The sequence below is a fragment of the Streptomyces sp. ISL-12 genome, from assembly GCF_018614415.1.
Classification (GTDB): Bacteria; Actinomycetota; Actinomycetes; order Streptomycetales; family Streptomycetaceae; genus Streptomyces.
In genome coordinates this window covers 1-11,724 of sequence record NZ_JAGGOO010000190.1, presented here as the reverse complement: position 1 = coordinate 11,724, position 11,724 = coordinate 1, and the positions used below count along the sequence as shown (strand labels likewise).

Below are 11,724 nucleotides of genomic sequence, written 5' to 3'. Positions count from 1 at the left end.
CCGCCGCCCCCGCCCCCGCCCCCGCTTCCCTGAAGGGCAAGGTCGTCGTCATCGACCCGGGCCACAACCCGGCCAACTTCCAGCACCCGACCGAGATCAACCGCAAGGTGGACGTCGGTACGCACTGGAAGGAGTGCGACACCACGGGCACCGCCACCAACGCCGGCTACACCGAGGCCCGCTTCACCCTCGACGTCGCCCACCGGCTGCGCGACCTGCTGCGGGAGCGGGGCGCCACGGTGAAGCTGACCCAGGACGGCGACCGGGAGTACGGGCCCTGTGTGGACGAGCGGGCCAGGATCGGCAACGAGGCGCGCGCGGACGCGGCGATCTCGATCCACGCCGACGGCTCGGCGGCCGGCAACCGCGGTTTCCACGTGATCCTGCCGGGTGCGGTGCACCAGGGCGCGGCCGACACCCGCGCCATCGTCGCCCCCTCCGCCGACCTGGGCAAACGCGTCGCGGACGGCTTCGGACGGGAGACGGGTACCGCCCCCGCCAACTACCTCGGCGGCGGCACCGGCCTGGTGACCCGCACGGACCTGGGCGGTCTCAACCTCTCGACGGTGCCGAAGGTGTTCCTGGAGTGCGGCAACATGCGCGACGCCCAGGACGAGGCGCTGCTGACCGACGGGGCCTGGCGGCAGAAGGCGGCACAGGGGATCTCTGAGGGAATCGTGAGTTTCCTGCGCGGGTAGCGATCAGGCCCGCATCCCGGCGGACAGCCCGAACGTGCGGAGGATAGTGTCGTCCGTTGACGACGAGACGACGACCCGAGAAGGACCTGAAGTGAATATCCGCTCCCTCACTCGAGGCGACGGCGTGGTGATCGTGGCAGCGGTGTTGCTGTTGATCGCGTCGTTCCTCGACATCTACTCGATCGAAGGCGCCTCGGACAGCGCCGACATTCCCAGTCTGTGGGGCAGCGGGCCGATCGTGCTCGGGGTGGTCCTGGCGGGCATCATCGGCGCCGCGTTCGTCGTCGTGGCCCGCGCGCTGCCGCAGCCCCGCAAGGTCGCCGGTCTCGACCTCGGCCAGTTCGGCGCCGCCTTCGCGGTGTTCGCCGCCTGGAGCGCGCTCGGCAACGTCTTCGACCCGGCCGGCGCGTTCGACAACGACGGCGGCGGCGACGGCATCGGCGCGGGCACCGGGCTGATCCTCGCCCTCGTCGCCACGGTGGTCATGGCCGCCGCCGCGATCGCCACGCCGCTGGTCCCGGCGCTCAAGGGCGCCCTCCTGCCCGCTCCCCGCCCGGCCCAGCCGCAGCCGTACGGCGGTCAGCCGCAGGGCGGGTACGGCTACCCGGGTGCGCAGCAGGGGGCGTACGGCGGGCAGCCGGGGCAGCCGCAGCCGGGCTCGCCCTACCCGGGCCAGCCGCAGCCGCAGCAGGCCCAGCCGCAGCCGCAGCCCGCGCAGGCCCAGCCGGCGCCGCAGCCGGCCGGGGACTTCGCGCCGTTCTGGTTCGCGGTGCCGGTGCCGCGTCCGCTGTTCGCGGAGGACGGTTCGCCGACGCCGATCGCGGAGCTGGCGCCGGGCACCTGGTACCTGGCGGTCGAGCAGCGCGGTCCCGGTCTGGTCGCCCAGACGCAGGACGGCCGCCGCGGCGTCCTCCAGGACACCTCGGGCATCCAGCGCGGCTGAGCCCGCGCACACCACGGCGACGGCCCCCGCCTCCGGGCGGGGGCCGTCGCCGTCCCGTCGAGCCGAGCCGAGCCGAGTCGAGTCGAGTCGACCGTGTCAACTCCCTTGCTCCGCCCGTGGTTTCAAACAGGCGTGCGGGGCCAGACGGTAGGCATGTCTCGCTATCGTGGTTCCAACTCCGCCGGGACGGCCGTCGCGGTGATCGCGGACATCATGGCCGTCATCCTCGGACTGTGGATTCTGATGTACCTGCTGGACGCCAACCGGGCCAACGACCTGGTCCAGTTCGTCCATGACGCGGCCGCCTGGCTGGCGGGCTGGTCGCGTGACCTGTTCACCTTCGACGAGGCGTGGGCGCGGGTGGTGGCCGGTTACGGCCTGGCCGCCGTCGTGTACCTCTTCGTCGGCCACGCCGTCGCCAACCGCCTGCACCGGCACTGACCTCGCCGGACGGTCAGGCTGCGCAGCAGTCGGTGTCCAGCCCCCGGGGCAGGCGGTCGCCGCCGAAGACCTGGCAGGTGGCCTCGTGGCCGCCGAGGGCGGCGACGGCGAGCAGCAGGGAGCCGGCCGTCCAACTGGTCAGCTCCCGCGGCCATATCGCGTCGTCCTCGAAGACGTACCCGGTCCAGTACAGGCCGCTCTCCGCGTCCCGCAGGTGCTGGACCGACTGGAGGACCGACAGGGCCCGGTCGGACTCGCCGACCGCCCAGAGCGCGAGGGCGAGTTCGGCCGACTCGCCGCCGGTGACCCAGGGGTTGGGCACCACGCAGCGCACCCCGAGGCCGGGGACGACGAAGCGGTCCCAGCCCCCCTCGATGCGGGCCTTGGCCTCGGCTCCGGTGAGCGCGCCGCCGAGCACCGGGTAGTACCAGTCCATCGAGTAGCGGTTCTTGTCGAGGAACCGCTCGGGGTGGCGGCGGATCGCGTGCCGCAGCAGGCCCGCCGCCAACTCCCAGTCGGGCTGCGGCTCTTCGCGCTGTTCGGCGATGGCCAGGGCGCAGCGCAGCGCGTGGTGGACGGAGGAACTCCCGGTCAGCAGCGCGTCGGTGGCGCCGGTGCCGTCGTCGTCGCGCCGCCAGCCGATCTGCCCGCCCGGCTGCTGGAGCCGCAGTACCCACTCCACCGCCGCGTACACGGTGGGCCACATGCGGTCCAGGAACGCGTCGTCGCCGGTGGAGAGGTGGTGGTGCCAGACACCCACGGCCACGTAGGCGACGAAGTTGGTCTCCCGGCCCCGGTCGGTGACGTCGGCGGCGTCGCCGTCGGCGTAGGCCGCGTACCAGGAGCCGTCCGGGTTCTGGTGCCGGGCGAGCCAGGCGTAGGCCCGCTCGGCGGCCTCGTGTTCGCCGGCCGCGTCCAGCGCCATCGCCGCCTCGACGTGGTCCCAGGGGTCGAGGTGGTGGCCCCGGAACCACGGGACCGCCCCGTCCTCCCGCTGCACGGCGAGGATGCCGCGTACGGTCGCGGCGGCCTCGTCGGCGGTGAGGACCCCCGGCAGGATCAGGTGTTCCGTCCGGGGCGTCGTCACGCGGCGTCCACCGTCGGCAGGTGCGGCTTGGTCGCGTACGCCACGAAACTCTTGCCGATCAGCGGGTTCAGCGCCTGCTCGGCGACCCGGGTGGCCAGCGGCTTCTTCATGATGTCCCAGACCAGCAGCTTGTGGTACGCCTTGACCGGCAGCGCCTTGTCGTTGTCGACGCCGAACGCGCACTTCAGCCACCAGTACGGGGAGTGCAGGGCGTGCGCGTGGTGGGTGCCGTACGGCTTGAGGCCGGCCTCGCGGATCTTCGCGAGCAGTTCGTCCGCCTTGTAGATGCGGATGTGGCCGCCCTCGACCTCGTGGTAGGCGTCGGAGAGGGTCCAGCAGACCTTCTCGGGGCCGTAGCGCGGCACGGTGATGGCTATCCGGCCGCCGGGCTTGAGCACCCGCACCATCTCGGCGAGTACGCCCTTGTCGTCGGGGATGTGCTCCATCACCTCGGAGATGATGACGACGTCGAAGGACTCGTCGGGGAAGGGGAGCGCCAGCGCGTCGCCCTCCATCGCCGTCGCGGTGGCGCCCTCGGGGGCCTCGCCCGCCTCCTCCATGGCGGCGAACCACTTGGCGACCTCGCGGATCTCGTCGCCGTTCTGGTCGAGGGCGACGACCCGCGCGCCGCGCCGGTAGCACTCGAAGGCGTGCCGGCCGGCGCCGCAGCCGAGGTCCAGGACGCGGTCGCCCGGGGCGAGCGGGAACCGGGAGAAGTCGACGGTCAGCACGTGGTCCTGCTTTCGGGTTCTGCCGGGGCCGCACCGCGGCCATGACTCGGCGCCGCGGCCCGGTCGCCACGGCTTGGCGCCACGACCGGGTCGGCGGCCGGAGCGCCCGTCCGGGACGAGCGGGCGGGGGCGTCCGCCGGGGACGGGCGGGTGGCGATGTCCGCCGGGGACCGGCGGGTGGCGATGTCCGCCGGAAGCGAACGGGGGACGGCGTCCGCCGGGGACGAGCCGGCGGCGACCTCCGCCTGGGGCGAGCGGGTGACGGGGTCCGTCGGAGACGAGCGGGTGACGGGATCCGTCGGAGACGAGCGGGTGACGGGGCCCGCCTGGGACGAAGACGGACGGGTGACGGCGCCTGTCGAGGACGAGCGGGTGACGGCGCCCGCCTGGGACGAGCGGGCGATGGCCTCGCGGTACCGGGTCACCGTGCCCTGGGCGGCGCGCGCCCAGGTGAAGCGGTCGAGGACGCGTTCCCGTCCGGCCGCGCCGAGCCGGGCGCGCAGTGCGGCGTCGCCCAGCAGCCGGTTCAGCCCGGCGGCCAGCGCGCCCGCGTCGCCGGGCCGCACCGCCAGACACGTCTCGCCGTCGGGACCGGCCACCTCGGGGATGGCCCCGCCGGTCGTGGCGAGCAGCGGCGTGCCGGTGGCCATGGCCTCGGCGGCGGGCAGTGAGAACCCCTCGTACAGCGAGGGCACGCAGGCCACCTCGGCCGAGCGGACCAGGTCGACCAGTTCGGCGTCGGAGATGCCCTTGACGAACTCGACGGCGCCTTCGAGCCCGTACCGCTCGACCGCCTGGGCGACGGGCCCCTCGGCGGGACGTTTCCCCACGACGACGAGGTGGGCGTCGGGGTGCTCGGTACGGGTCTTGGCCAGCGCCTCGACGAGGAAGACCAGGCCCTTGAGCGGGACGTCCGCGCTGGAGGTGGTGACGATCCGGCCCGGCACCTTCGGCACCGCCGGGTCGGGCGAGAACAGGTCGGTGTCGGCGCCGATGGGCACGACGTGCACGCGGTCGGGCCGTACGCCGAGGTGGTCGACGATCTCCTGGCGGGAGGAGCCGGAGACGGTGAGCACGGACGGCAGGCGGCGGGCGACGCGCTTCTGCATGCGGGTGAAGGCGTACCAGCGGCGCACGGAGTACCGGCGCTTCCAGCCCTCGGCGGCGTCCAGTTCGAGGCGCCGGTCGACGGTGACGGGGTGGTGGACGGTGGTGACGAGCGGGGCGCCGACGTCGCCCAGCAGGCCGTAGCCGAGCGTCTGGTTGTCGTGCACGACGTCGAAGTCGCCGCGCCGGGCGCGCAGATGGCGGCGGGCGCGGAGCGAGAACGTCAAGGGCTCCGGGAAGCCGCCGGTCCACATGGTGGCGACCTCCAGCGCGTCGATCCAGTCCCGGTACTCGTCGCGCTTCGGGGTGCGGAACGGGTCGGGCTGGCGGTAGAGGTCGAGGCTGGGCAGCTCGGTGAGGGACAACTGCGGGAGGCCCTCGTCGAGCACCGGGTAGGGCTGGGCGCCGATGACCTCGACGCTGTGGCCGAGACGGGCCAGTTCGCGGGAGAGGTGGCGGACGTAGACGCCCTGGCCGCCGCAGAACGGGTTGCCCTTGTAGGTGAGGAGCGCGATGCGGAGCGGCCGTTCGTCCTGAAAGGGCCCCGTCCGACTGGCCTCAGCGGTCACCTGGGTCCCCTTCTGCCTGCACGTTCCCGCGACATTACGTCGGGACATTGATCGGAACAAGTTCCAGACTTGATCGTTCGGAGGCTTCGAATCTACCGGCAAGTAAGGTCACTGTGATCGGTGGATCAGGTGATTCACGCCACGGGAGCCGGGGCCGACGGGGCGAACACCCGTCGCCGGCGCCTGTTTCTGACGTCCGTCACAGGGACGGGTAGAGTAACGAGGTCGTATCACACCCGTACGGGAGGAAGCCGGTGCAATTCCGGCGCTGTCCCTCCCCCACTTCTCGACTTCGCTCGAACCGGGGGGACCCCCATCCGCGAGCCCTCCAGCAAGGGGGGTGCAGCCGGATCGCCCGGACGGAACCGTGACCGGCTCACGTGCCCGGCACCCGCCGCGCACGGGCACCGTCGAGGCATACGGGGCCGAGCCGCCGGGGGTGCCCCGTGCTGCCCGTCCCCGCACAGGGAAAGGCACCCGCCGCTCATGAACGTCCTTCGCCGCAGCGCCGTGGCGCTGGCCGCCGTGGCCGTGGTCGGCGCCGCCGCCGTTCCCTCGGTGGCCGCCGGTCCGTCACCGTCCGCGTCCCCCTCCCTGCCGTCCGGGCTCTTCGGCACCTCCGACCCGACGTACGACGGGGTCTGGCGGCAGTCCCTCGCGCTGCTCGCGCAGGACACGCAGGGCGTCACCCCGGCCCCGTCGGCCGTGGACTGGCTCACCGGGCAGCAGTGCGACGACGGCGCGTTCGCGCCCTACCGCGCCTCCACCGCCACGGACTGCGACGCCAAGACGCCCGTCGACACCAACAGCACGGCCGCCGCAGTCCAGGCCCTCGCCGCGCTCGGCGGCCACGACGACGCCGTGGACTCCGCCCTGACCTGGCTGAAGTCCGTACAGAACGAGGACGGCGGCTGGGGCTACTCCCCCGGCGGCGCCAGCGACGCCAACTCGACCTCCGTCGTCATCGGCGCGCTCACCGCCACCGGCACCGACCCCGCGAAGGTCGTCAAGGGCGGCAAGTCCCCCTACGACGCGCTGCTGACGTTCGCCCTCCCCTGCGACCAGGGCGACGGTGCCTTCGCCTTCCAGCCCGACGAGGACGGCAAGCTCACCGCCAACGCGGACGCCACCGCCGCCGGAGTGCTCGGCGCGCTCGGCAAGGGCCTGGTCACCGGGCCCGGCGAGGCGGCGGGCGACGCCGAGTGCGCCGGCGGCGGCGACCGGGAGCAGGCCGCCGCCAACGGGGCCGCCTACCTCACCGAAGCCCTCGCGAAGGACGGCCACCTCACCTCCGCCCTCGCCGGCGCCGAAGACCAGCCGGACTACGGCAACACCGCCGACGCCGTCGTCGCGCTGGCCGCGCAGGGCGGGGCCGAACGGGCGGCGAAGCCGCTGGCGTGGCTGGAGAAGAACGCCGGGAGCTGGGCGCAGCAGAGCGGCCCCGCCGCCTGTGCCCAGCTCGTCTTCGCGGCGCACGCCGCCGGCACCGACCCGACCGACTTCGGCGGCACCGACCTGGTGAAGGCACTGAACGCGACGGGGCCGAGCCCCGCCGACCAGGACGACGAGAAGGACGACAAGAAGGCCGAGGGAAAGGCCGAGGGGAAGGCCGAGGAGAAAGACGACTCCCCCTTCGGCACCTGGTGGTACGTCGGCGTCTTCGCGGTCGTCGGCATCGGCATCGGCTTCCTGATCAGCAACCGGAAGCGGCAGCCGTGATCCGCCGGGCCGCCCGCCTGGCCCTGGCCGCGCTGTTCCTCGTCGTCGGAGTCACCGGAGTCACCGGAGTCGTCGGCGCGGGGCAGGCGCAGGCCACCGGCTACCGGTACTGGTCGTTCTGGGACCGTGACGGCGACCGGTGGACGTACGCCACGCAGGGTCCGTCCTCCGCCCGGCCGGACGACGGGGACGTCCAGGGGTTCCGGTTCGCGGTGAGCGAGGACTCGGGGGACGCTGCCCGGCCGCGCGGGACGGCGGACTTCGCGGAGATCTGCGCGCAGACGCCCGCGCGGGAGGGCGGCAAACGGGTCGCCCTCGTCCTGGACTTCGGTACGTCCGCCGACGCGCCCTCCGGCGAGACCCCGCCCGAGCCCCGCACGGCGTGCGCCCGGGTCGACGACGACGCGACGACGGCGGAGGCGCTCGCGTCCGTCGCGAAGCCGTTGCGGTACGACACGAACGCCCTGCTGTGCGCCATCGCCGGGTATCCGGAGGCTGGGTGCGGGGAGGCGGTCGCCGAAGGGAAGCAGGGCAAGGAACAGGGCAAGGAACAGGGCAAGGAACAGGCTTCCGCCGACCAGCGGTCCACGGAAGACGGCGGCCCCTCGGTGGGCCTGATCGCCGGCGTCGCCGTCGTGGCGGTGCTCGGCGCGGCGGCGGTGTGGCAGGCGAGGCGGCGCGGTCGTGGTGCGTGAGGGCGCGACCGGCAGTGTCCACCCCGGCGCCTGGTGGCTGTGGGCCCTCGGCCTCGGTACCGCCGCCACCCGCACCACCAACCCCCTGCTGCTCGGCCTCCTCCTGGCCGTCTCCGCGTACGTGGTGACCGCCCGCCGCACGCACGCGCCCTGGGCCCGCTCCTACGGCGCCTTCGTCAAGCTCGCCCTGGCCGTGCTGCTGATCCGGCTGTTCTTCACCGTCGTCCTCGGCTCCCCCGTCCCCGGCACCCACGTCCTGGTCACCCTGCCCGAAGTCCCCCTCCCCGACTGGGCGCAGGGCATCCGCCTGGGCGGCCGGGTCACCGCCGAGGCGCTGGTCTTCGCGCTGTACGACGGTCTGAAACTGGCCACCCTGCTGATCTGCGTCGGCGCGGCCAACGCCCTCGCCAACCCGTCCCGCCTGCTCAAGTCGTTGCCCGGCGCCCTGTACGAGGCCGGTGTCGCCGTCGTCGTCGCCCTCACCTTCGCGCCGAACCTGATCGCGGACGTCCGGCGGCTGCGCGCCGCCCGCCGGCTGCGCGGCCGTCCCGACCGCGGCGTACGGGGTCTGCTGCACGTCGGACTGCCGGTGCTGGAGGGCGCCCTGGAACGGTCGGTCGCGCTGGCCGCCGCGATGGACTCCCGCGGGTACGGCCGTACCGCCCAGGTCCCCGTCGCCGTACGCCGGGTCACCGCCGGGCTCACGCTGGGCGGGCTGGTCGGCGTCTGCGCGGGGACGTACGGGCTGCTGACCGCCGAGGGCGGCACGTACGGGCTGCCGGTGCTGGTGGCGGGGCTGGCCGCCGCGCTGGCGGGGCTGCGGCTCGGGGGCCGCCGGTCGGTGCGCACCCGGTACCGGCCGGACCGGTGGGACGTACGGGCCTGGCTGGTCGCCGGGGCGGGGGCGGCGGTCGCGGGGCTCATGGCGCTGGCCGCCGTACACGACCCGGCGGCGCTGCACCCGGGTGTGGTGCCGCTCACCGCGCCGGTCCTCCCGCTGTGGCCGGCGGCGGCCTGTCTGCTCGGCCTGCTGCCCGCCTTCGTCACCCCCGCGCCCCGAGTCGAGGAAGTACCGTGATCCGCTTCGAAGACGTCTCCGTGACCTACGACGGGGCGGACGAACCCACCGTGCGCGGCGTGGACTTCGAGGTGCCGGAGGGCGAACTCGTGCTGCTCGCCGGGCCGTCCGGCGTCGGCAAGTCCACCGTCCTCGGCGCGGTCGGCGGTCTGGTCCCGCACTTCACCGGGGGCACCCTCGGCGGCCGGGTCACGGTCGCCGGCCGCGACACCCGCACCCACAAGCCGCGCGAACTGGCCGACGTGGTCGGCACGGTGGGCCAGGACCCGCTGTCCCACTTCGTCACCGACACCGTCGAGGACGAACTCGCCTACGGCATGGAGTCGCTCGGCCTGCCCCCGGCCGTGATGCGCCGCCGGGTGGAGGAGACCCTGGACCTGCTGGGCCTGGCCCCGCTGCGCGGCCGGCCGATCGCCACCCTCTCCGGCGGCCAGCAGCAGCGGGTCGCGATCGGCTCGGTGCTCACCGCGCACCCGTCGGTCCTGGTCCTCGACGAGCCGACCTCCGCGCTGGACCCGGCCGCCGCCGAGGAGGTCCTCGCGGTGCTGCAACGCCTGGTCCACGACCTCGGGACGACGGTCCTGCTGGCCGAACACCGGCTGGAGCGGGTCGTCCAGTACGCCGACCGGATCGTGCTGCTGCCCGCGCCGGGCGCGGCGCCCGTCCTGGGCAGCCCGGCCGAGGTGATGGCCGTGTCGCCGGTGTTCCCGCCCGTGGTAGAGCTGGGCCGGCTGGCGGGCTGGTCCCCGCTGCCGCTGACGGTGCGCGACGCCCGCCGCCGGGCGGCACCGCTGCGGGAACGGCTGGCCGCCCACCCCCGGACACCGGCGGCCCCCGTCGCCCCGGCCACCGCGCTCCCGGCCCCGCGCCCGTCCGCCTCCCGCCGGCTCCGGCGCCGCGCGCCCGACGGTCCGGCCCCCGTCCCGTACGCCGCCGAGGTGCGCGGCCTCGCCGTCCGCCGGGGCCGCGTCCCGGCGCTGCGCCACGTCGACCTCACCGTCTCCCCCGGCGAGACCGTCGCCCTGATGGGCCGCAACGGCGCCGGGAAGTCCACACTGCTGGGCGCGCTGACCGGACTGGTCGAGCCGAGCGCCGGGTCGGTACGCACCGGGGGCCTGGTACCGCACCGCACGGCACCCCGTGACCTGGTACGCCGGGTCGGCCTGGTCCCGCAGGAGCCGCGCGACCTGCTGTACGCCGACACGGTCGCCGCCGAGTGCCTGGCCGCCGACCGGGACGCGGACGCCGAGCCGGGCACCTGCCGCGCGCTCCTGTCCGGCCTGCTCCCCGGCGTCACCGACGCCATCCACCCCCGCGACCTCTCCGAGGGCCAGCGCCTCACCCTCGCCCTGGCGGTGGTCCTCACCGCCCGCCCGCCCCTGCTCCTCCTCGACGAGCCGACCCGGGGCCTGGACTACGGCGCCAAGTCCCGCCTGGTCACCCTGTTGCGGGCACTGGCCGCCGAGGGCCACGCCATCGTGCTGGCCACGCACGACGTGGAACTCGCCGCCGAACTGGCCCACCGGGTCGTCCTGCTGGCCGAGGGCGAGGTGATCGCCGACGGTCCCACCACGGAGGTGTCGGTCGCCTCCCCCTCCTTCGCCCCGCAGGTCGCCAAGGTCCTCGCCCCGCAGCGGTGGCTGACGGTCGCCCAGGTACGGGACGCCCTGGCACGAGAGGTCCTGGCATGACCCCCGGCCGCCTCCGCCGGGTCCGTGCCGTACGCCTCGGCCCCCGCTCGGTCGCCGCGCTGGCGCTGGTCAGCGCGGTGGGCCTGGCGAGCATCGCCTGGCCCTTCCTCGCCCCGCCCGAGGCGACGGTCAACGCCCACGCCCAGGACGCGCCGTGGCTGTTCGCGGGCGTCCTGGTACTGCTGGTGGCGGTGGTCGCGGCGACCATCTCCGAGTCGGGGCTCGGCCCCAAGGCGGTCGCGATGCTCGGCGTCCTGGCCGCGACCGGCGCGGCACTGCGTCCGCTGGGCGCGGGCACCGCCGGCCTGGAACCGATGTTCTTCCTGATGGTCCTGAGCGGCCGGGTCCTCGGCCCCGGCTTCGGTTTCGTCCTCGGCTCGGTGACGATGTTCGCCTCCGCGCTGCTCACCGGCGGGGTCGGCCCGTGGATGCCGTTCCAGATGCTGTCGATGGGCTGGTTCACGATGGGCGCGGGCCTGCTGCCCTTCCCGGACCGCCTGCGCGGCCGTACGGAGTCGGTACTGCTCGCCGGGTACGGCTTCCTGGCCGCGTTCGCCTACGGCGTGTTCATGAACGCGGCCGGCTGGCCCTTCCTCGACCCCGACGGCTCGGACATCGCCCCCGACCCCGACGCCGGCCTCGCCGGCAACCTGGCCCGCTTCACCGCGTACTGCCTGGCCACGTCCCTGGGCTGGGACACGGGCCGCGCGGTGATGACGGTCGTCCTCACCCTCGCCCTCGGCACCCCGGTCCTCAAGGCCCTGCGCCGGGCCACCCGCCGGGCGGCGTTCGAGGCGCCGGTCACCTTCGAATCAGCGTGACCACTCCTCGCGGGGTGACTGCCACCTTCCCGCAACACGTGACCATTCCGGCTCCTACTGTCCTGGGGGTGCTCGAACGAGCGGGTGGGGGACATGCGGCTGTGGACTGCTCAGGTTTTCCGCGTACTAGGGCCTGTCGTTTGG

The 11,724-nt window shown here is 74.4% G+C and carries 11 protein-coding genes; 8 read left to right on the top strand and 3 right to left on the bottom strand.

The annotated features are described in order from the left end of the window. From J7I94_RS36960 to J7I94_RS36950, 3 genes are all read left to right on the top strand, one after another. Window positions 1–698, top strand: a 698-nt coding sequence (locus J7I94_RS36960; RefSeq protein WP_215174606.1) for an N-acetylmuramoyl-L-alanine amidase, incomplete at its 5' end; no start/stop codon positions are given. Window positions 699–789: 91 nt separating this feature from the next. Then, window positions 790–1,641, top strand: a complete 852-nt coding sequence (locus J7I94_RS36955) for a DUF5336 domain-containing protein (RefSeq protein ID WP_215174604.1) — start codon at window positions 790–792, stop codon at window positions 1,639–1,641. A 153-nt stretch (window positions 1,642–1,794) separates the two neighbouring features. Beyond that, window positions 1,795–2,082, top strand: a complete 288-nt coding sequence (locus tag J7I94_RS36950; protein ID WP_215174602.1) for a hypothetical protein — start codon at window positions 1,795–1,797, stop codon at window positions 2,080–2,082. Between the two features lie 13 nt (window positions 2,083–2,095). Here J7I94_RS36950 and J7I94_RS36945 read toward each other — a convergent pair whose 3' ends face one another. Genes J7I94_RS36945 through J7I94_RS36935 form a run of 3 tightly spaced genes read right to left on the bottom strand, consistent with a single transcriptional unit; the run spans window position 2,096 to window position 5,576 of the window. Further along, on the bottom strand, window positions 2,096–3,169 hold the full coding sequence (locus tag J7I94_RS36945; RefSeq protein WP_215174600.1) for a prenyltransferase/squalene oxidase repeat-containing protein: 1,074 nt from the start codon (window positions 3,167–3,169) through the stop codon (window positions 2,096–2,098). Then, window positions 3,166–3,900 carry a class I SAM-dependent methyltransferase gene (locus tag J7I94_RS36940; RefSeq protein WP_215174597.1) on the bottom strand — a complete coding sequence of 245 codons (735 nt, stop codon included), beginning with the start codon at window positions 3,898–3,900 and terminating at the stop codon, window positions 3,166–3,168. Before J7I94_RS36940 ends, J7I94_RS36945 begins: the two co-directional genes overlap by 4 nt. After that, the gene (locus J7I94_RS36935; RefSeq protein WP_308114848.1) at window positions 3,894–5,576 is read right to left on the bottom strand and encodes a glycosyltransferase; all 1,683 of its coding nucleotides are present in this window, start codon (window positions 5,574–5,576) and stop codon (window positions 3,894–3,896) included. Before J7I94_RS36935 ends, J7I94_RS36940 begins: the two co-directional genes overlap by 7 nt. A 486-nt stretch (window positions 5,577–6,062) precedes the next feature. Between J7I94_RS36935 and J7I94_RS36930 the strand changes: the two genes are divergently transcribed. From J7I94_RS36930 to J7I94_RS36910, 5 genes are read left to right on the top strand one after another with little or no spacing between them, the layout of a single operon-like run. Beyond that, window positions 6,063–7,295 carry a prenyltransferase/squalene oxidase repeat-containing protein gene (locus J7I94_RS36930; RefSeq protein ID WP_215174595.1) on the top strand — a complete coding sequence of 411 codons (1,233 nt, stop codon included), beginning with the start codon at window positions 6,063–6,065 and terminating at the stop codon, window positions 7,293–7,295. Further along, on the top strand, window positions 7,292–7,990 hold the full coding sequence (locus J7I94_RS36925; RefSeq protein WP_215174593.1) for an SCO2322 family protein: 699 nt from the start codon (window positions 7,292–7,294) through the stop codon (window positions 7,988–7,990). Before J7I94_RS36930 ends, J7I94_RS36925 begins: the two co-directional genes overlap by 4 nt. Next, on the top strand, window positions 7,980–9,068 hold the full coding sequence (locus tag J7I94_RS36920; RefSeq protein ID WP_215174591.1) for a CbiQ family ECF transporter T component: 1,089 nt from the start codon (window positions 7,980–7,982) through the stop codon (window positions 9,066–9,068). The genes J7I94_RS36925 and J7I94_RS36920 overlap by 11 nt, the downstream gene beginning before the upstream one ends. Further along, the gene (locus J7I94_RS36915; RefSeq protein ID WP_215174589.1) at window positions 9,065–10,759 is read left to right on the top strand and encodes an ABC transporter ATP-binding protein; all 1,695 of its coding nucleotides are present in this window, start codon (window positions 9,065–9,067) and stop codon (window positions 10,757–10,759) included. The genes J7I94_RS36920 and J7I94_RS36915 overlap by 4 nt, the downstream gene beginning before the upstream one ends. After that, the gene (locus tag J7I94_RS36910) at window positions 10,756–11,580 is read left to right on the top strand and encodes an ECF transporter S component (RefSeq protein ID WP_215174587.1); all 825 of its coding nucleotides are present in this window, start codon (window positions 10,756–10,758) and stop codon (window positions 11,578–11,580) included. The genes J7I94_RS36915 and J7I94_RS36910 overlap by 4 nt, the downstream gene beginning before the upstream one ends. The last annotated feature ends 144 nt before the right edge of the window (window positions 11,581–11,724 follow it).

What these genes read in the sequence shown, in the direction of transcription:
- J7I94_RS36950 (WP_215174602.1), top strand. Translation starts at nt 1,795, where the DNA reads ATGTCTCGCTATCGTGGTTCCAACTCCGCCGGGACGGCCGTCGCGGTG.
- J7I94_RS36930 (WP_215174595.1), top strand. Translation starts at nt 6,063, where the DNA reads ATGAACGTCCTTCGCCGCAGCGCCGTGGCGCTGGCCGCCGTGGCCGTG.
- J7I94_RS36910 (WP_215174587.1), top strand. Translation starts at nt 10,756, where the DNA reads ATGACCCCCGGCCGCCTCCGCCGGGTCCGTGCCGTACGCCTCGGCCCC.